Annotated in this window: 15 protein-coding genes; 6 read left to right on the top strand and 9 right to left on the bottom strand. The window is 76.1% G+C overall.

Going from position 1 to position 18899, the window contains the following annotated elements:
* Positions 1-2: 2 nt before the first annotated feature.
* Positions 3-296 carry a hypothetical protein gene (locus ACIPSC_RS28230; protein WP_400829137.1) on the top strand — a complete coding sequence of 98 codons (294 nt, stop codon included), beginning with the start codon at positions 3-5 and terminating at the stop codon, positions 294-296.
* Between the two features lie 268 nt (positions 297-564).
* Here the strand turns inward: ACIPSC_RS28230 and ACIPSC_RS28225 are convergent, their stop codons facing one another.
* Positions 565-2115, bottom strand: coding sequence for a glycerol-3-phosphate dehydrogenase/oxidase (locus ACIPSC_RS28225; protein ID WP_400829135.1), 1551 nt, complete (start codon positions 2113-2115; stop codon positions 565-567).
* 186 nt (positions 2116-2301) lie between these two features.
* Positions 2302-2946 (bottom strand): TetR/AcrR family transcriptional regulator, encoded by a 645-nt coding sequence (locus tag ACIPSC_RS28220; RefSeq protein WP_400829133.1) that lies wholly within the window; start codon positions 2944-2946, stop codon positions 2302-2304.
* Between the two features lie 20 nt (positions 2947-2966).
* Here ACIPSC_RS28220 and ACIPSC_RS28215 point away from each other — a divergent pair, with 20 nt between their 5' ends.
* The 5 genes from ACIPSC_RS28215 to ACIPSC_RS28195 all read left to right on the top strand — a co-directional run bounded on the left by ACIPSC_RS28215 (position 2967) and on the right by ACIPSC_RS28195 (position 8718).
* Complete coding sequence (locus ACIPSC_RS28215; RefSeq protein ID WP_400829131.1) at positions 2967-4589, top strand: FAD-binding oxidoreductase; 1623 nt, start codon at positions 2967-2969, stop codon at positions 4587-4589.
* Positions 4586-5512, top strand: coding sequence for a diacylglycerol kinase (locus tag ACIPSC_RS28210; RefSeq protein WP_400829129.1), 927 nt, complete (start codon positions 4586-4588; stop codon positions 5510-5512). The genes ACIPSC_RS28215 and ACIPSC_RS28210 overlap by 4 nt, the downstream gene beginning before the upstream one ends.
* 198 nt (positions 5513-5710) lie before the next feature.
* Positions 5711-6073: a hypothetical protein gene (locus tag ACIPSC_RS28205; RefSeq protein ID WP_400829127.1), complete on the top strand. Its 363-nt coding sequence runs from the start codon at positions 5711-5713 to the stop codon at positions 6071-6073.
* A gap of 1 nt (position 6074) precedes the next feature.
* Positions 6075-7403, top strand: a complete 1329-nt coding sequence (locus ACIPSC_RS28200) for a tetratricopeptide repeat protein (RefSeq protein ID WP_400829125.1) — start codon at positions 6075-6077, stop codon at positions 7401-7403.
* The gene (locus ACIPSC_RS28195; RefSeq protein ID WP_400829123.1) at positions 7393-8718 is read left to right on the top strand and encodes a Clp protease N-terminal domain-containing protein; all 1326 of its coding nucleotides are present in this window, start codon (positions 7393-7395) and stop codon (positions 8716-8718) included. Before ACIPSC_RS28200 ends, ACIPSC_RS28195 begins: the two co-directional genes overlap by 11 nt.
* Before the next feature lie 27 nt (positions 8719-8745).
* Here the strand turns inward: ACIPSC_RS28195 and ACIPSC_RS28190 are convergent, their stop codons facing one another.
* The 7 genes from ACIPSC_RS28190 to ACIPSC_RS28160 form a co-directional block, all read right to left on the bottom strand.
* Positions 8746-9075, bottom strand: a complete 330-nt coding sequence (locus ACIPSC_RS28190; protein ID WP_400829121.1) for a hypothetical protein — start codon at positions 9073-9075, stop codon at positions 8746-8748.
* Positions 9076-9285: 210 nt separating this feature from the next.
* On the bottom strand, positions 9286-10869 hold the full coding sequence (locus ACIPSC_RS28185; RefSeq protein WP_400829119.1) for a hypothetical protein: 1584 nt from the start codon (positions 10867-10869) through the stop codon (positions 9286-9288).
* 469 nt (positions 10870-11338) lie between these two features.
* Positions 11339-12700, bottom strand: coding sequence for a DUF2252 domain-containing protein (locus ACIPSC_RS28180; protein ID WP_400829117.1), 1362 nt, complete (start codon positions 12698-12700; stop codon positions 11339-11341).
* A 214-nt stretch (positions 12701-12914) separates the two neighbouring features.
* Complete coding sequence (locus ACIPSC_RS28175; RefSeq protein ID WP_400829115.1) at positions 12915-14561, bottom strand: multicopper oxidase family protein; 1647 nt, start codon at positions 14559-14561, stop codon at positions 12915-12917.
* On the bottom strand, positions 14558-15037 hold the full coding sequence (locus tag ACIPSC_RS28170; RefSeq protein ID WP_400829113.1) for a hypothetical protein: 480 nt from the start codon (positions 15035-15037) through the stop codon (positions 14558-14560). Before ACIPSC_RS28170 ends, ACIPSC_RS28175 begins: the two co-directional genes overlap by 4 nt.
* Before the next feature lie 243 nt (positions 15038-15280).
* Positions 15281-17959, bottom strand: a complete 2679-nt coding sequence (locus ACIPSC_RS28165; RefSeq protein WP_400829111.1) for an FtsX-like permease family protein — start codon at positions 17957-17959, stop codon at positions 15281-15283.
* Positions 17956-18753, bottom strand: coding sequence for an ABC transporter ATP-binding protein (locus ACIPSC_RS28160; RefSeq protein WP_400829109.1), 798 nt, complete (start codon positions 18751-18753; stop codon positions 17956-17958). Before ACIPSC_RS28160 ends, ACIPSC_RS28165 begins: the two co-directional genes overlap by 4 nt.
* Between the last annotated feature and the right edge of the window lie 146 nt (positions 18754-18899).

Genomic DNA, 18899 nt, shown 5'->3' with positions numbered 1-18899 from the left:
TCATGCGCCAGCGGCACAGCTTCCACCTCGACCGGGGCAATCACTCGGTCACGGTGAACGTCCGCTCGGGCTGGATCACCGAGACGGAACTGCTGGTGGACGGCAAGGAGCTCGCCTTCCACCGGATCCACGGGCACGGCGCCTACCCGCTCACCCTCTCGGCCCAGCTGGCGGGGGACCCGCCGGTGCCGCTGTCGGTACGGCTGGAGCGGACCGGGGCGCCGGAGCACCCGCTCGTCTGCGTCCTGGACGTGGACGGTGCCGTCCAGCCGATGCCGGAGATGACCGTCCGCTGATCCAGCGGCCGGCCGCCGCACCCGCAATACCCCGGCGCCCCGATGAATGGCGCGGGCATGCCATTCCGGCGGCCACTTCCGACGCTTTCCGGGCGGCCGGGGAATCCACCCCGTACCGCTTTACCGAAGCCCCCGGAATTGCGAAGATTCAGCGCCTGCGGCGTGGAGAAACCCAGGCCGCCCCACCCCTGCCGAAATCACGCCCGCCGGGATTGTTCCGTCGCCGAACAACGGTCCGCGCCGGCAAATCCCGCCCCGCCGTACGGAATTACCGCGCGGCAGCCGCCACGAGCTCCGCCACCGCCGGGCGGGCCCGGTCGGCGTCCTCGGCCACCAGGCCGATGCGGGTCCGCCGGTGCAGCACGTCGTCGGTGTCCAGGGCGCCCTCGTGGGTCACCGCGTAGGCGATCTCGGCGCGGGTCACGTCCAGGTCCGGGGCGATCGGCGCCAGGTCGCCCGCCGCGAGGACCTCGTGGGCCGCGCCGCCGTGGCGGGCGAGCAGGGAGCCCGGGGCGCCGGCCGGGACGGGGCGGCTGTCGCGGTGGGCGGGCGCCCCGACCAGGGGCAGCCGGGACGTCCAGCAGGCGCGGGCGGACAGGCCGCGCAGCCGGACGGCGGTGTCCACCGCGTCCTCGGCCATCCGCCGATAGGTGGTCAGCTTGCCGCCGACCACGGTGATCACGCCGTCCGGGGACTCCAGGACGGCGTGCTGGCGGGAGAGGTCGGCCGTGGCGCCGTCGCCGGTGTCGATCAGCGGCCGCAGGCCGGCGTAGGCGCCGCGCACGTCGGCGCGGGTCAGTACCGTCCGCAGGGCGGCGTTGACGGTGTCGAGGAGGAAGGTGATCTCGCCGTCGGTCGGCTGCGGCTCGTCCGGGATCGGGCCGGGAGCGTCCTCGTCGGTGAGGCCGATCGCCACCCGGCCGAGCTGCTGGGGCAGGGCGAAGACGAAGCGGCTGGTGGAGCCGGGCACCGGGACGGTGAGGGCGGCGGCCGGGTGGCCGAGGGCGGCCGCGTCGACCACCAGGTGGGTGCCGCGGCTGGGCCGCAGCCGGATCGACGGGTCCACCTCGCCCGCCCAGACGCCGCTGGCGTTGACCACCGCGCGGGCGGTGAGGGTGAGCGACTGCCCGGTGAGGCCGTCGGTCAGCCGGGCCGAGGTGCCGGTGACCTGCTCCGCCCGCACCCGGGTCAGCACGGTGGCGCCGTACTGCGCGGCGGTCCGGGCGAGGGCCACCACCAGCCGGGCGTCATCGACCAGTTGGCCGTCGTGGGCGACCAGGCCGCCGGACAGTCCGTCGGTGCGGAGGCCGGGCACCAACTGGCGGGCCCGCCCGGCGTCGACGCGGCGCACCCGCGGCAGCAGCGCGCCGGGCGTCCCCGCGCTCAGCCGCAGCGCGTCGCCGGCGACGAAGCCGGCCCGGACCAGCGAGGCCTGCCCGGGCCGCATCAACCCGTTGATCAGCGGCACCAGTTGGGGCATCGGGCGGACCAGGTGCGGGGCCGTACGGGTCATCAGCACGCCGCGCTCGACGGCGCTCTCCCGGGCCACCCCGACCCGGCCGGAGGCGAGGTAGCGCAGGCCGCCGTGGACCAGCTTGGAGCTCCAGCGGCTCGTTCCGAACGCGAGGTCGCGCGCCTCGACCAGGACGGTGCGCAGCCCGCGGGCGGCCGCGTCCAGGGCGGCTCCGGCGCCGGTCACGCCGCCGCCGATCACCAGCAGGTCGACGGCGGGCGCGTCGGCGAGGGCGTCCAGCTCCAACGCCCTCCGGCGGGCGTCGAGTCGGGTGGTTCCGGCGTAGGGCCCGGCGGTGGTCGTCATGGCGCGAGGTGTCCGTTCGTTCGGCGGATGCGGTGGGGTACGACGGATTCGGTGGCGGATGCGACGGGTGCGGTGGCGGATGCGACGGGTGCGGTGGCGGGTGGGGCTCCGGTTCCGGCCTTCAGGGCCGCGCCGGAGGCAGGCGCCGCGGGAGCGGGCCCTTCGGGCCTCGCGGGCCCGGTCCGGTCAGGGGGCGAGGTAGCCGTCCAGGGCGCGGGCCAGTTCGCGCCGCCAGGCCGCCTCCGGCAGCAGGGCGGCGACCATCCGGTGCGACTGGACGGTGGACTGGGCGATCAGCAGCACCATCGCGGCGAGCTCGACCGGCTCCCCTCCCCTGATCGAGCCGTGGGCCTGCCCCTGCTCGATCCCGGCCTGCAGCGCCTCCAGCAGCCCGCGCTGGCTGGCGCCGAGCCGCTCCACCACGTACTCGAAGAGCGTGTCGGAGTCGGCCGAGCGCAGCAGCGCGCCGAGCACCGGGTGGTCGCGCAGCCGGACGGCCACCTCGACCACGCCGTCGACGAAGGCGGCCCGGTCCTCGCCGGCCAGCCGGACGGTGGCCTGGGTGGCGCCGATCTCGCGGGTCAGCAGGGCCCCGATCACCGCCCGGACGTCGGGCCAGCGCCGGTAGACGGTCGGACGGCTGACCCCGGCGCGGCGGGCGATCTCGGAGAGCTGGGTCCGGCGCACGCCGAGGTGGACGATCAGCTCGGCGGCGGCGTCGAGGATCGCGTCGTCGGTGCTGCGGGGCTGCGGCTGCGGCTGCGGCTGCGGCTGCGGCTGCGGCTGCGGCGAGCCCTCGTGGTCGTCGTGTTCGTCGTTACTACTTGACATGATGTGTGAAACTGTAACGCATGGAATCCGAGACGCAAGCGGGACCGGCCGGCGCCGCGTTGCCGCTCCCCCCGATGAAGTGGGACGCCTGGGGCGACCCGGCCCTCGCCAAGGAGCTGTCCGCCGACGTCAAGGCGCTGCTGGCCGCCGCCCTCGGCGTCACCGGAGACGCCGCGCCCGGACCGAGCGCCGACGAGGTCCTGCTGCACCCCTCGCGGCTGACCGCCGAGGACCTCAAGGCCCTGGCCGCCGTGGTCGGCGAGGCGCACGTCAGCGCCGCCGACGCCGACCGCCTCCCCCGCGCCGGCGGCAAGTCCACCCCCGACCTGCTGCGCCGCCGCAGCCGCGAGCCGCAGGACGCGCCGGACGCCGTCGTGCTGCCCGGCAGCGAGGACGAGATCGCCGCCCTGCTCGCCCTCTGCGCCGAGCGCCGGATCGCCGTCGTGCCGTTCGGCGGCGGCACCAGCGTGGTCGGCGGCCTCGACCCCGAGCGCGGCGGGCTCGCCGCCGTCGTCTCGCTCGACCTGCGCCGTTTCGACGCCCTGCTCGACCTGGACGAGACCTCCGGCGAGGCCGTCCTGGGCGCCGGCCTCACCGGCCCGGCGGCGGAGGCCCTGCTGGCCGGGCGCGGCTTCGAACTCGGCCACTACCCGCAGAGCTTCCGCTTCGCCACCATCGGCGGCTTCGCGGCCACCCGCTCCTCCGGCCAGGACTCCGCCGGGTACGGGCGGTTCGACGAGATGGTGCGCGGCCTGCGCGTCGTCACCCCGGTGGGCGTGCTGGACCTCGGCCGCGCCCCCGCCTCCGCCGCCGGCCCCGACCTGCGCGAGCTGTTCCTCGGCTCCGAGGGCACGCTGGGGATCATCACCGCGGTGCGGGTGCGGATCCACCCCGTCCCGGCCACGAAGGCCTACGAGGCCTGGTCCTTCCCGGACTTCGCGACCGGCACCGCCGCCCTGCGCGCCGTCGAGCAGCAGGGCACCGGGCCGACCGTGATCCGGCTCTCCGACGAGGCCGAGACCATGGTCAACCTGGCCATGACGGAGAAGATCGGCGGCGAGCCGGCCGTCACCGGCTGCCTCGCGGTCACCGTGTTCGAGGGCACCGCCGAGCAGGTGGCCACCCGCCACGAGCTGACCCGGGCGGCGATGCTGGCCGCCAGCGGCACCTCGCTCGGCGAGGCGCCGGCCCGGGCCTGGGAGCACGGCCGGTTCAACGCGCCGTACCTGCGGGACTCGCTGCTCAGCGCCGGCGCGCTGTGCGAGACGCTGGAGACGGCCACCGACTGGCGCCGGCTCCCCGACCTGCGGTTCGCCGTCACGGCGGCGCTGACCGAGGCGCTGCCCGGCGCGCTCGTCCTCTGCCACATCTCGCACGTCTACCCGACCGGCGCCTCGCTCTACTTCACCGTGGTCGCCGCACTCGGGTCGGACCCGCTGGCCCAGTGGGCCGGCGCCAAGCGCGCCGCGTGCGACGCGATCGCGGCCCAGGGCGGCACCATCACCCACCACCACGCCGTCGGCGCCGACCACAAGCCGTGGATGACCGACGAGGTGGGCGAGGTGGGCGTGCGGATCCTGCGCGCGGTCAAGGCCGAGCTGGACCCGGCGGGCATCCTCAACCCGGGCAAGCTGATCCCGTGAGCGGCCGGAGAACCATCGCCCGCGTCGTTCTCCTCACCAATCCGGCTGCGGCCGCCGGCCACTCCGAGCCGGCGGCCCGCCGCGCCGAGGCCCGGCTGCGCGCCCTGGGCGTCGAGGTCGACGCCCGGGCGGGCGGCTCGGCCGAGGAATCGCTGGACCTCGCCCGCACGGCGGTCACCCAGGGCGGGTACGACGCGCTGGTCGTCGTCGGCGGCGACGGCATGATCAACCTCGGCATCCAGGCGGCGGCCGGCACGGACCTGCCGCTCGGCGTCGTCCCGGCCGGCACCGGCAACGACCACGCCCGCGCGTACGGCCTGCCCCGCGACGAGCCGGAGGCGGCGGCCGAGGTGATCGCCGCCGGGCACACCCGGACGGTCGACCTCGGGCGGGTGACCGGCCCCGACGGCACGGCGCACTGGTTCGGCTCGGTGCTCGCCAGCGGCTTCGACTCGCTGGTCAGCGACCGCACCAACCGGCTGCGCTGGCCGCGCGGCCGGATGCGCTACAACCTCGCCATCCTGGTCGAGTTCGCCAACCTCCGCCCGCTGCCGTTCCGGATCACCCTCGCCGACGGCACGGTCGTCGAGCGCGACCTCACGCTCGCCGCGGTCGGCAACACCAGCAGCTACGGCGGCGGGATGCTGATCTGCCCGACCGCCGACCCGGCGGACGGCCTGCTCGACGTCACCCTGGTCGACTCCATGGCGCGGCGGCGGATCGCCCGCTTCTTCCCCACCATCTTCAAGGGCACCCACGTCGAACACCGGGAGGTCACCACGCACCGCACCACGTCGCTGCGGATCGAGTCGCCGGGCATCACGGCCTACGCGGACGGCGAGTTCATGGCGGCCCTGCCGGTGGACGTGGCGGCCGTGCCGGGCGCGCTGCACCTGCTCACCCCGGCCGGTGCTCCGGTCTGAGGGGCATCCGGCCCGAGTTCACCCCGCCGATGCGACCCGCCCGAGGGGCACCGGCGCGCACGCCCCCGCGGATTCCGCCGACGGCACCACGGGCCTCCCCCGGTGACAGTATGCTGACGGGCCTCAACTCCGTCCGCTCCCGGGCCACTTCCGGCCCCGGGACCAGGCTGGGTTCCGGACCGCACCTGGGGGAGCTCCGTGGACGTGCAGATCGTGGTGGCCGGCGAGGAGACCGCCGCCGAGGCCGAGTCGCTCGCGGACTGGCTGCGCGGCGAGCCCGGGCTCGCGGGCGTCGGCCTCACCGGGCAGCCGCCCGCACGCGGCGAACTCGGCTCCGTCCTGGACACCTTGACGGTCGCCCTCGGGGCCGGGGGCGCCGTCTCGGTGCTGGCCGCCTCGCTGCGCACCTGGTTCGCCCAGCCCCGGCGCAGCGACGTCCGGCTCCGGATCCGGCGCCCGGGCGGCGAGTCGGTCGAGATCGACGCCAAGCGGGTCGGCGCGGCCGAGCTGGAGACCGTGCTGCGCCGGGTGCTCGACCGCGACGAGCCCGGGCAGGGGTGAGATGCGCCTGCCGGATCCCGAGCGGTCCCGGATCGTCCTGATCGGCGCGGGAACGTACACCGATCCGCACCTCCCGGACCTCGACACGGTGCCGCGGACCATCACCGACCTCGCGGCCCTGTTCACCGACGCCGAGCACGGGCTGGTGGCCGCGAAGCACTGCACCGTCCTGCTGGACGACGGCGACCTGCGCACGGTCGGCCGGCGGCTGCACGCCGCCGCGCAGGAGGCCGAGGACCTGCTGCTGGTCTACTTCGCCGGGCACGGCCTGGTCGGCGGCCGCCGCCACGACCTCTACCTCGCCCTGACGGACAGCGAGTTCGCCGCCCCGGCGTTCAACGCGCTGGAGTACGACAAGCTGCGCAGCGCCGTGCTCGACAGCCGGGCCGCCGCCAAACTCATCGTGCTGGACTGCTGCTTCTCCGGCCGCGCCGTGACCGACTCGATGGCGGGCGGCGCCGGCGACCGGATCGACCGCCTGGAGGTGGAGGGCACCTACGTCCTCACCTCGGCACAGCGCGACCAGGTGGCGCTGTCCATCCCCGGAGAGCCGCACACCGCGTTCTCCGGACGGCTGATCCGGCTGCTGCGGGAGGGCGTCGTGGGCGGGCCCGAGCTCCTCACCGTGGACGACCTCTACCACCGGCTCACCAGGACGATGACCGCCGAGGGCCTGCCGGTCCCCCTCAACCGGGGCACCCGGACGGCCGGCCTGATCGCCCTCGGCGGCAACCGCGCCTTCACCGCGACGGCCGCCCCCGAGCTGCGCCGGCGCCGGGCGGCGGCGGAGCTCCGGGGCCGGGCCGGCGACTGGCGGGGCGCGGTGGAGGAGCTGGAGAGCGTCCTCGCCACGCAGACCGGGCTGCTCGGCGCCGGCCACGAGGACACCCTGCGCACCCGGCAGACCCACGCACTCTGCCTCGGTGGCGCCGGCGATCCGGCCGGGGCGGCGGAGGCGCTGGGCCCGGTCCTGGCCGAGCAGACCGGGCTGCTCGGCCCCGACCACGAGGACACCCTGCGCAGCCGCCAGTACCTCGCCGTCGGCCTCGGTGAGGCCGGCCGCCGGGAGGAGGCGATCGCCCTGCTGCGCGTGCTGCTCGCGGACCGCAGCCGCGTCCTCGGCACCGAGCACGAGGACACGCTGTCCAGCCGGCACGTGCTGGCCCGCAACCTCGCGCACTCCGGGCTGCCGGGGGCGGTGGAGGAGGCGGTGGCGCTGTTGCGGCAGTTGACGGCCGAGCGGGACCGGGTGCTCGGCGCCGACCACCCGCACACCCGCCGGACCAGGGCGGACCTGGAGGCCCTGGGGGGCGACGGACATGGTGGTTGAGCTCCTCTCGAATTCCGCGCGGCGCACCGTCGTCCTGGCCCAGGAGGAGGCCAGACTGCTCGACCACCACTACATCGGGACGGAGCACGTCCTGCTGGGCCTGATCCGCGACGGCGAGAGCGTCGCCGGCCGGGCCCTGGGCAGTCTCGGGATCTCCCTCGACGCCGTCCGCAGGGCCGTGGAGACGGAGATCGGCCGGGGCACGGAGACCCCGACCGGTCACATCCCCTTCACGCCCCGGGGCAAGAAGGTGTTGGAGCTGAGCGCCCAGGAGTGTCGGCTGCTCGGCCACACCCGGGTCGACCCGGAACACCTCCTGCTCGCCCTCGTCCGCGAGGGCCAGGGGGTCGGGGCCACGACGCTGGTCGAGCTGGGTTTCGAGCTCGACAGTGTGCGTTCCCGGGTCCTGGCGGTCCTGGCCGGCTCCGATACACCCCAGGCCCCGGCACCCACCTTGCTGGAACAGCTCTCCCGCGACCTCGGCCGGGAGGCCACGGCCCCCGGAGCGACCCCCGTGATCGGCCGGCAGCACGAGGTCCGGCGGATCGTGCAGGTCCTCTCCCGCCGGGAGCAGAACGTCCCGCTGCTCGTCGGCGCACCCGGGGTCGGGAAGTCGAGCGTGGCGTCGGCACTGGCCCGGGCCGTCGCCGCGGGGGACGTGCCGGGCGACTTCGCCGGCCTGACCGTCCGCGCGCTCGACCTCGGCGCGCTGTTCACCGACCCGCACCACCACGGCCGGTTCGCCGAGTTGACGGCCGCACTACTGGAAGAGGTCCAACACGACCAGCGGCTCGTCCTCTTCCTCGACAACGCGTTCACCGTGCTGCGCAGCCAGGAGGGACGGGCTCCGGCCCTGGCGTTCTTCCGTCCGGTCCTCGGCCGCCCGGGCATCCGCGTCGTCGCCGCCTGCACCACCGCCGAGTACCGGCTGCGGGACCCGGACGCCGGCCTCGACCGCCTGCTCCAGGTACTGCCGGTGGACGAGCCCGCCCCGAACGAGGTGGTGGAGATCCTGCGGCAGGCCGGACCACCGCTGGCCGAGCACCACGGGGTCGAAATCCCGGACCTCACGCTGCAACACGCCCTGCTCCTCGCCCGGGAGCTGCTGCCCGACCGGGCGCTGCCCGGAGCCGCGATCGCCCTGCTCGACGAGGCCGGCACGCTGGCCCGGCTGCGGAACGCGGCCCCGCACGAGGTCACCGCCTCCGACCTGGCGGACGCCCTGGCCGCCTGGACGCCGGCCGCGCCGCCCGTCGAGCGCCCCCGGCTCGCGCCGCCCACCCCCCACGACCCGTCGGTCTGGGCGATGAGCTGAGCTCGGGAACGGCGGTCGCCCCAGACGTCACCAGCCGCCGCGGCGGCGGTCGAGGACGGCCTGGAGGCGGCGGACCTCGGCGACCAGCCGGGGCACGTCCTGACGGGCGGCGGCGATGAATTCGAGGTCGGCGTGGAGCCGCGGATCCCGCGACGCCACCTCCTCGTTGTCGACGTACCGGCGCACGTACAGCTCGTCGTCGGTGTCCGCATCGGGCTGGATCCGGATGAAGCTCTCCCCGCCCTGGCCGCGCCCCGGCCCCTCCGGCGAGGCCAGCCACGGGCCCGGCGCGGCCGCGGCCGCGCGCCGTTCGATCGCGGTGAGTTCGTACTCGGTCAACGGTCCGTCAGATGCCATACCGTGATCCTCCCGGCCGGTGGTCCGGATGTCCATGGGCCCTCTCCGCAACGGTGCGTGAACCGGGCGGGGCCCCACGGTGCTGCACCCGCCCCGGTCGGCGGCTGCCCGCCCCGACGGCGACGGACGCGGAGCGCCCCGGCTCGGTGCGGGCGAGCCGGGGCGCTGGACAGGGGTGGAACGGGGGTGGAACGGACGGACCGCGGTGGGTCAGGACTTCGACGCGGCCGGGCTCGGCAGGGAGCCGCCGAGGATCGGCCACTCGCGGTGGAACGGCGGCAGCGGGAGCTTGCCCTCGATGATCGGGGTGCCGAAGATCTTGAGGTGGGCGGTGAGGGCGCCGTTCAGGTCGACGCCGCCGAGGAGCGCCCAACTGCCCTTGACCTGGGGCTTGCCGCCGGGCAGGTCGACGGCCAGCTCACCGTCGGCCTGGGCGCGCAGGTAGGGGGCGACGGTGGCCTCGACGCCGACCGTGTCGTAGAGGCCGACGCTGACCTCGGCGCCGAGCGCGGCCCGGACGGCGGCCTTGCCGGTGACGCGGACGTGGACCGGGGAGACCTTGGTGTCGGCGGCGTCCGTCACCGGGGACCAGCCGCGGCCGCCGGTGTAGTCGGAGCGGACCGACCAGGTGCCGGTGATCTCCTGCTCGGCCTCGACGTGCACCTGGCCGTCGGCGCCGATCTCCAGGTAGCAGGTGAGCCCGAGGTTGACCACTACCGGCAGCCCGGCCACGGTCACGACCGGGCTGGCCTGGAGCTTGGCGAAGGGCAGGCGGATCGGGGCGGCGCCGGTGCTGCGGCGGAGGTCGCCGCTGACCTTCCACTGGGCGTGGGCGCCCAGGTCGAAGCCGATCGACGCGGTCCGCGGGGTGCCGACGCCCGCCCCGTGGTACGCGAAGTGCAGCGAGGGGTGCAGCTGGACGGACGCGGAGGCGTCGGCGCTCAGGCCCTCGGGCAGCGGGATCGGCGCCTTGACGTCGACCTCCAGGGTGCCGGAGGCGTCGGCGGTGGTGGTGCCGTTCTCCCGGGCGACGGTCGCCTTGAGGTCCTTGACCAGCGGGGTGACCTTGATGCCGTTCGGGTCGACCGGCACCTGCCCGTCGGCCTCGGCCTTGCCCAGCAGCTCGGAGAGGGTCGCCGGGCGGGTGGACAGGGTGACGGCCCCGCCGCTCGCCGACTTCACCGCGGTGACCGCGACCAGCGCGCCCTGCGGCGCGGCCTCGGTCGGCGGGCTGGCGATCAGCTGGCCGGGCTTGACGGCCTCGGCGGGCGAGGGGCCGGCCGAGGGGGTGGCCGACGCGGTCACCGTGGGAGCGGCGGACGGCGTGGCGGCCGGTGCGGCCGACGGACCGGCAGCCTGCGCCGCCGTCAGGACCGCCGTGCCGGCAGCCGGGTCGTAGGCGGTGAGCTGGAGGTTCTTCGCCTCCGGGGCGACGGCCGCGCCGTCCTTGCCCGGTGCACCGACCGCGGCCTGCTGGACGCCCGGCTGGGCGGCGGCCACCGGAAGGGTGCCGGGCGCGGGCTGCCCGGCGGCGGGCGAGGCGGAGGCGGACCCGGTCGGCGCAGCGGCCGGGGTGGTGGCGCGGGCGTGCGGGGCGCCGGACGGCCGGGAGGCCGCCGGGCTCGCGGCGGCCGCGGAGGGGGAGGCCGAGGCGGCAACGGGGACCGCACCGGGACCGTCGGCGGTGACCGAGGTCGCCTGCTGCGTGCCCGAGACGGGCCCGCACGCGGCGACACCGAGCAGCAGCAGCGAAACGAGGGCAGGGCGGACCGCCGTGCCGAGGGGACTCTTCAACAGGACTCTTTCGAAGCGCCGGACGCGCACACGACTGCCCGGGAACCAGTGGCTTCAGCGACGGCCCGAACGGCCGCGCGAGCGCTATGTTACTGACGGGGAATAAGCTTGTCGAAGACATGCAAATGAACGGGGCGCCCCTCGGAGGGTCCGACAACTACCGCTCATTTGACGCGAGTTGACGACCAGTCCGATATCACCCCCGCCGATCGGCGGGTGGCCGACGGCCCGCCGATCCACCGACCGGCGGGCCCCCACCCCCGCCGTTCGACCGGGCTCGGGCGGGCGGTTCCCCGCCGGGGAACGACACTCTCACCCGGCCCCCGCAGGATGGGTTCCGGCCGGACACAGCACCGCCACATCACCTGGAGGAGCGCCCCGCGGCCACCACGCCGCAGCCGCCCCGGCCCCCGGGCGCCGGTCCGCTACGCCCGGCCGCTATGCCTGGCTCCCGCCGCCCGTGTGGCCGTCAGATTCCCCTCCTGGCCGCCACCGCGCCGGAGTCGATGGCCGCCTGCAGCGCCGCGTGGTCGACCTCCGTCCGGTCGGCGTAGCGGACGGCGAAGTCGGCGACCGCCTCCGCGAAGGTGTCGGAGGTGCCCAGGTAGCCGCCGATGACCAGGCGGTCGCCGGAGCGGGCGTGGGCACGGGCCAGGGCCCGGCCGCAGAGGTCGGCGTAGGCGCGCAGGACGGCCGGGGGCATGTCGGTGACGTCCGCCGAGCCCTTCATGTCGCGCAGCTGGCGGCCGTAGAAGTGCCGGCCGGCCGGGCCGGTGGTCCAGCCGAGGAAGATGTCGCTGGCGGCCTGCATCAGGCGCTGGCCGGTGACGACGCGCTCGCCGCCGTGGACGACCGGCGCCTCGGCGTGCGGGCGGGAGGCGGGCAGGTAGTCCTCCAGCACGGACCGGCCGGCCTCCTTGACCTGGAGGAACAGCGGGTCCTTCGCGTCCCGGCCCTCCAGCAGCACGATGAAGCAGCGGGTGCCGACGCTGCCGACGCCGACCACCTTGCGGGCGGCGTCCACGAACCGGAACCGGTCGAGCAGCACCCGGCGGTCCTCGGCCAGGGTGGCGCGGTAGTCGCTGAAGATCTTGCCGAGCCGCCGCAATTCGTTCCGCGGGACCGGCTCGATCAGCGGCGGGTCGCTGATGATGCGGCGGTGACCGTCCTCCGTCGTCTCGGTGAGCTTGCCGAAGGCCTGCAGGCTGGTGCGGCGGCGGGCGTGCTCCAGGCCGGCCTCCAGCTTGGCCCGGCGCTTGCGCTTGCGGACCAGCGGGAGGAGGTCCTCGGTGTCGATCCGGGCGTACCAGACGTCGAGCTCGGCCATCCCCGCCAGCCGCCGGATCGCGGTTGCGTAGCCCTGTGCGGTGGCGAGCGCGGCCCGGCGGACGTTGTCCGCGTCGTACCCGTTGGCCCGGGCGGCGACGGCCACGCTCGCGGCGAGGCGTTTGACGTCCCACTCGAAGGGGCCGGGATAGGTCTCGTCGAAGTCGTTGAGGTCGAAGAGCAGCGACCGCTCCGGCGAGGCGTACACGCCGAAGTTCAACAGGTGGGCATCGCCGCAGAGTTGGACGGTGATGCCGGTGTCGGGCAGGGCCGCGAGGTCGGCGGCCATGACGGCGGCGGCACCGCGCAGGAAGGCGAACGGCGAGTCGGACATCCGGCCGTAGCGGATCGGCAGCAGTTCGGTGAGGCGGTCGGCGCCCTGCCGCTCCAGCACCCGGATCGGGTCGGGCCGGTCCGCGTCGGGGATCCAGCGGCCGTGCTCGGAGCGCGAGACGCGGTCGCGGGCGGCCCGGCCGCGCCGGCGGCGTTCGGCGGGACTGGTCATGCGCTCCTCCTGGGCGTGCCGGGCGTGCCTCCTGCCCGCGACGCTAGGTCACCCGTCGGCGCCCGGCACGTCGGGGCGCGGCCGGGCCTTCCGCGGACCCGCGCGCACTCCGCCGGCCGGGTGACGGCCGGGGTTCGCCAGGGGCGCGGCCGGGGCTCGGCGGGGGTGGCGGCCGGCCCGCGGTTCCGGGACAGCCGCTCCACGACCCGACCCGCTACTCCACGACGAAGTCCGCCATCATCGCCATGTCCTCGTGCTCCAGGTTGTGGCAGTGCAGCATGTACGTGCCCGGGTAGTCGGTGAAGCGGACCAGCACCTCCACCGACTCGGCCGGCCGCAGGTCGACGGTGTCCTTCCACCCGGCGTCGTACGGGCCGGGCGCGGCGCCGTTGCGCGAGAGCACCTGGAAGTGGTCCAGGTGGAGGTGGACGGGGTGGTGCACGTCCGTGAAGAACCTCCAGATCTCGGTACTGCCGAGGGCCGGGGCGGCGACGGCGCGGCCGGGCTCGTAGCCCTGGTTGTTGATGGTCCAGCCGGAGCTGCGGCTGCGCCGGAAGCCGAACCTCCGGGTGGCGACGGCGGTCCCGGCGTCGAGCCGTTCGAGGCTGCAGAGCCGCTCGGGAACGGTGGAGTCGTCCGTGACCGTGCGGGAGGAGACGTCGAAGCGCATCACCTCGGCGGTCCGCTCGCTGCCGAAGCGGTTCACCAGCCGGACGGAGGTGCCCGGCGCGAAGCGGGCGAAGTCGACGACGACCTCGAACCGCTCGGCCGGGGCGATCTCGACGGCGTCGTGCGCCACCGGGGCTTCCAACAGGCCGCCGTCGCCGGCGATCTGGACGAGCGCGTTGCCGCCGGCGGGCTGCGGGTCGAGTTCGAGGCGGTAGAGGCGGGCGTTGGAGGAGTTCAGCAGGCGCAGCCGGTACCGGGCGCGGTCGACCTCCAGGCGCGGCCAGGGCGCGCCGTTGACCAGGATCACGTCGCCGAGGACGCCGTTCATGTACTCGTCGGTGACGCCGGGCACGGCGAGCGTGGGGTCGACGGCCGGGTACAGGAGGGAGCCGTCCTCGGCGAAGGAGCGGTCGGCGAGCATCAGCGGCAGGTCGCGGTCACCGCGCGGCAGCGGCAGGGCGTCGTCCTCGTCGTCGAGCACGAGGTGGAAGCCGGCCAGGCCGCGCCAGATGCCGGGGCCGGTGAAGCCCATCCGGTGGTCGTGGTACCAGAGGGTGGCCGCCCGCTGGCGGCCGGGATAGGTGTAGGTGCGGTCGCCGTCCGCGGTCCGGCCGACCGGCATCCGCGCCGTCCCCGGCATCCCGGGCATCCCCGCCGTCCCGTGCAGGTCGCTCGCCCTGGCCGCCCCGGCCAGGAGCGCCGCGTGGGACGTAGCGGGCGCCGGACCCGCGCCCGACGGGTGGCCGGCCGCCGCCGGCAGGATCAGGTCGGTCGGGTAGCCGTCGCTCTCCGCCGGGGTGTGCCCGCCGTGCAGGTGGACCACCGAGGGCACCGGCAGTTCGTTGCGGTGGCGCACCACCGCCTGCCGGCCGGACCGGACGGCCAGGGTCGGCCCGGGGTAGCTGCCGCCGTACGTCCACATCTCGGTCCGCAGGCCGGGCAGGATCTCCAGCCGGGCGACCTGTTGGGTGATTTCGTAGTGGTCGGTGGTGCCGTCGGTGCGCACCGGGTGCAGCAGGGGCGGCACCGGCAGCGGCACCTGGAACGGCTCCGGCAGCTCGGCGAGGCTGTCCAGCAGCCGGCCCGGCTGGCCCTCGGCGAGCAGCCGCGCGGCGGCCGGGAGGGTGAACGCCCCGAGCGCACCCGCGCCCAGCGCGGCCGCGCCGAGCCCGAGGAACCGGCGGCGCCTCACTGGGCCACCTCCATGGGCCCTCCCGGCCGGGGCAGCAGTCCGCCGCCGTCGGCCCCGGCCGCCGCGTCCGGGGCCGTCCGCCCGGCCGGCAGTCGCAGGCGCCAGGCCCCGACCGCGGCGAACAGCGTGCCGCTCACCAGCAGCACGCCGAACAGCACGTGCAGGCCCACCGCGCGGTGGTAGCCGAGGGCGATCTGCACCGCCGTGGCGACCGTCAGGAGGGCCGGGACGCCGAACGGCCAGAGCGGGCCTCGGCCGATCCAGCGAACCAGCAGCCCCACCACCGTCTGGGCGAACGCGACCACCGCCATCGCCGTCCCACCCGCCGCGTGCAGCCCGAGCGACTCGTAGTGGCCGTTGAGGAAGCTGCCGGCCAGCGCGCTCTGCACCACGGCGAGCGCGGCCAGCACGGTGGCGGTCGCCCGCAGCAGGATCAGCGGCCAGCGGGGGGCGGGGGCCACGGGAGGACTGCTCATGGTGGGCTTCTCTCTGCTCGGCCGGGCGGGGAACGGGAAAGCGCCCCCGGAGGCGGCTCGGGCCCCGGACGGCGCGGCGGAGAGCATAGCTGATCATTTGTCACGATTGGCGCTGATAGGCGTCGTTCGCCCTGGTGTCCACCCCGTCGGGCCGATCCGGACGGGACACTCACCCGAACGGGCGGTGCGCCGTGGTGGCGCACCGCCCGTCCCCGTCACCGCCGTCGGGTCACGGCCGCCGGGTCACTGCCGGCCGCCGCCCGCCGCCACCGGGCGGGCGCGGAGCAGCGCGCGGCCGGGGAGGCCGGTCGCGGCCAGGCAGAGCAGGACCGCCCCGGCGGCCAGCGGCAGCGCCGTCCCGGCCGGGATGTGCGGGGCGGCGCCGGCGATGCCGCGGGTGATCGGCACGAGGGTGATCCAGGCGATCACCCCGCCCACCAGCAGCCCGGTGGCGGCCACCAGCAGCGCCTCCCAGCGCAGCATCCCGCGCACCTGGCGGCGGGTGGTCCCGGCCAGGCGCAGCAGCGCGACCTCACGGCGCCGGTCCAGCACCGTCATCACCAGGGTGTTGGCGGCGGTGACGGCCGCGAAGCCGCCCAGCACGCCCGCCATCACGGTGTTGGCCCAGGCGCCGATCTCCCGGGCCCGGTCGGCCTGGGCCACGTAGCCCGCCCGGTCGGCGACGGTGACCGCGCCGGCCCCGGCCTGGGCTCCCCCGCCGGCCTTCGTACCGCCCTGGCCACCCTGACCGCCCTGGCCGCCCGACGGCGCGCCGAGGTCCGCCAGCCGGGCCGCGACGGCGGACCGGTCCGCCCCCGGCGCGTCCGCCACCAGCACCTGGCTGTCGTAGCCGGCGGTGACGTGCTCGGCGACGGCCGCCCGCGGCAGCAGCAGCTGCCCGAAACCGAGGCCGCGCTCGTAGGTGGCGACCACCGTCGGCCGGACGGCGGTGCCGTCGCCGAGCCAGAGCGGGGCCCGGTCGCCGACCTTGACGCCCAGGTCCGCGGCGAGCGCGGCGTCCAGGGCGACGGTGTCGGCCGAGCGTCCGAGGTCGGCCAGCGAGCCGCTCCGCACGCCCAGGTCGAGCACCCGGGGCAGCTTCGCCGGGTCGCCGTCGATGCCGAGGGCGTTGACGGTGGAGAGCGTGTCCCCGCTGCGGTGGACCGCGCCGGTGCGCAGCACGCCGACGGCGGCGTCCACGCCGGGCACCTCGGCGGCCCGCGCGGCGGTGCCGGCCGGCAGACCCGGGCCGGCCGAGCCGACCACGTGGTCGGCGGTGATGCCGCTGCGCAGCTGCTCGCCCGTCACATGACTGAGCGTGGTCTGCAGGAAGAGCAGCGTCCCGCAGAAGGCGGTGACCATCACGATCGGCGTGATCGCGGAGGCCAGCCGGCGGGCGTTGGCCCGGCTGTTGTCGGCGGCCAGCGAGCCGGACGCGCCGGCCCCGAGCCGCAGCGGGGCGCCGAGCAGCCCGGCGGCCGTCCGGGCCACCCAGGGCCCGAGCAGGGCGGTGGCCAGCAGGAAGCACATCACCACGCCCAGCGCGGTGTTGGCGGCGTTGGCCCCGTCCAGGCCGGCCGCGACCCCGGCGAGGGCGACTCCCCCGGCGGCGAACAGCAGCCCGGCGACGGTCCGCACCTTGCCCGGTCGGCCGGGCTCGACGGCGGCCTCGCCGAGCGCCTGGCTCGGCCGCAGCCGGGACGGCCGGCGGGCGGCGAGGAAGCCGGCCCCCAGCGCGGCCAGGGTGCAGGTGCCGACGGCGGCCAGCATCGGCACCGGGCCGACGGAGAGACCGACCGTCCCGGGGACGGCGCCGCGATCCACCATCTCGCCGAACCACCAGCGGGCCAGGGCCAGTCCGGGAAGGATGCCGAGGGCGGCGGCGACGGGCGCCACCAGCACCGCCTCGGTGGCGATGGTGCGGCGGATCTGCCGCGGGGTGGCGCCGATCGCCCGCAGCAGGGCGAACTCACGCGCCCGCTGGCCGGTGGCCAGGGCGACGGTGCTCATCACGACGAAGACGGCGGTCATCGCGGCGACGCCGCCGAACGAGCCGCCGAGCCCGGTCAGCATGGCCCGGCTCTCGGTGAGCACGGGCGTCTCGGCGGTGCCGCGGGCGGTGCCGGTGAGCACCTCGGCGGAGTTGCCGACGGCCTGGCGGACCTGCGCGGCCAGGGCCTTGGGCTCGACGCCCGCACGCGGCTGGACGGCGATCGCGTCGACCTTGCCCGGGTGGCCGGAGATCCGGTCGGCGACCGGGTCGGCGAACCAGGCGGTGGGCTGCGGGTGGGCGGCTCCGGCGGCTCCCGCGGAGGCGGCGGAGGCGGAACTCGCGGAGGCGGCGGTCGCGGTCGCCGGCTGGGCGACCAGGCCGGAGATCCGGTAGCTGCCGCTGCCGCCGGGCGCGGTGAGCGCCACCACGGCGCCCGGCGCGAGGTGCGCGGCGCGCGCGGTGTCCGCGTCGAGGACGACCTCGCCCGCACCGGGGGCGCGGCCCTCGACCAGCTTCTCGTCCGGCCCGGCGATGCCGACCGAGGCGAAGCCGCGGCCGGTCAGGACGGGCAGCCCGGAGGCCGGGCCGGCCGGGACCGGGAAGGCGGTGTCCGGCCGCGCCGCGGCCACGCCGGACTGGGCGGCGATCCGCCCGGCCAGCGCCGCGTCCACCCGGGCCCGCTCGGGCAGTGCCTGCTCGACGTCGTCCCGGTCCTCGCCCCTCTTGACCGAGATCGAGACGGCGGGGTCGGCCGCGACCACCACCGGCGCCGCCGCGTACCGGACCGGCGGCACGCTCGCGGTGATGCCGGTCTGCAACAGGGTGCCGCAGGCCGTAATGACGGCCGCGCCGAAGAACAGGGCCAGGAAGGTGCCCGCGAAGGACGCCGGCCGGAAGCGCACCGAGGCGCGGGCCAGACCGTTGCTCACGCCGCCACTCCCACCGGGCGTGCGGTCAGCACGACCATCCGGTCCGCGACCGCCTGCGGGTCCGGGTGGAGGAGCTCGCCGGCGATCGCGCCGTCGGCCAGGAAGAGTGCCCGATCGGTGAACGAGGCGGCCACCGGGTCGTGCGTCACCATGACGACGGTCGCACCCATCGAGTCCACCGCCTGCCGGAGCAGGCCCAGCACCTCGTGGGCGGTCCGGGTGTCCAGCGCACCGGTCGGCTCGTCGGCGAAGACCACGTCCGGGCGGGTGATCAGCGCGCGGGCGATCGCGACGCGCTGCTGCTGCCCGCCGGAGAGCTGGCCGGGCCGCCGGCCGGCGTGCTGGCCGAGGCCCACCTGGGCCAGCAACTCCCGGGCCCGGGAGCGGTCCTGGCGCTCGCCGGCGAGGCGCTGCGGCAGCAGGACGTTCTGCAGCACCGTCAGCGAGGGCAGCAGGTTGAAGGACTGGAAGATGAAGCCGATCCGGCTGCGGCGCAGCTTGGTGAGCTTGTTCTCGCTCAGCCGGCTGATCTCCTCGCCGCCCAGGTGGACCTCGCCGGCGTCGGGCCGGTCCAGCCCGGCCGCGCACTGCAGGAAGGTGCTCTTGCCCGAACCGGAGGGGCCCATCACGGCGGTGAAGGTGCCGTGGTCCAGCGCGAGGTCGATGCCGCGCAGCGCGTGCACGGCCTCGTCGCCGCGCCCGTAGGTGCGCCGGACGCCCCGCAGTTCGATCGCGGCACGAGAGGCGAAGTTGCCGTACTGCTCGGCGGGTTGGCGGTCGCGGCGGGGTGCCATGGTGGGGCCTTCCTTCGGGAGTCGTCGCTGGTCGTCGACGTGTTCCAGGCTAGGAAGGCGGCGGCGCCGCAACCATGGAGGCCGCTGGCGGACGCGGGGTGGGGTTTTCCCCACCCCGGTCGGGGGGCAGCCCCGGGGCAGCGCCC

Origin of the sequence: Kitasatospora sp. NPDC090091 (genome assembly GCF_044747365.1) — a bacterium.
Classification (GTDB): Bacteria; Actinomycetota; Actinomycetes; order Streptomycetales; family Streptomycetaceae; genus Kitasatospora.
The sequence above is the reverse complement of the archived record's forward strand: the minus strand, read 5'-3'. Positions and strand labels throughout refer to the sequence as shown.

Bases quoted from the DNA above. Each gene is read 5' to 3' on its own strand.
- ACIPSC_RS28230 (WP_400829137.1), top strand. From the start codon at position 3: ATGCGCCAGCGGCACAGCTTCCACCTCGACCGGGGCAATCACTCGGTC.
- ACIPSC_RS28225 (WP_400829135.1), bottom strand. From the start codon at position 2,115: ATGACGACCACCGCCGGGCCCTACGCCGGAACCACCCGACTCGACGCC.
- ACIPSC_RS28220 (WP_400829133.1), bottom strand. From the start codon at position 2,946: ATGTCAAGTAGTAACGACGAACACGACGACCACGAGGGCTCGCCGCAG.
- ACIPSC_RS28215 (WP_400829131.1), top strand. From the start codon at position 2,967: ATGGAATCCGAGACGCAAGCGGGACCGGCCGGCGCCGCGTTGCCGCTC.
- ACIPSC_RS28200 (WP_400829125.1), top strand. From the start codon at position 6,075: ATGCGCCTGCCGGATCCCGAGCGGTCCCGGATCGTCCTGATCGGCGCG.
- ACIPSC_RS28195 (WP_400829123.1), top strand. From the start codon at position 7,393: ATGGTGGTTGAGCTCCTCTCGAATTCCGCGCGGCGCACCGTCGTCCTG.
- ACIPSC_RS28190 (WP_400829121.1), bottom strand. From the start codon at position 9,075: ATGGCATCTGACGGACCGTTGACCGAGTACGAACTCACCGCGATCGAA.
- ACIPSC_RS28180 (WP_400829117.1), bottom strand. From the start codon at position 12,700: ATGACCAGTCCCGCCGAACGCCGCCGGCGCGGCCGGGCCGCCCGCGAC.
- ACIPSC_RS28170 (WP_400829113.1), bottom strand. From the start codon at position 15,037: ATGAGCAGTCCTCCCGTGGCCCCCGCCCCCCGCTGGCCGCTGATCCTG.
- ACIPSC_RS28160 (WP_400829109.1), bottom strand. From the start codon at position 18,753: ATGGCACCCCGCCGCGACCGCCAACCCGCCGAGCAGTACGGCAACTTC.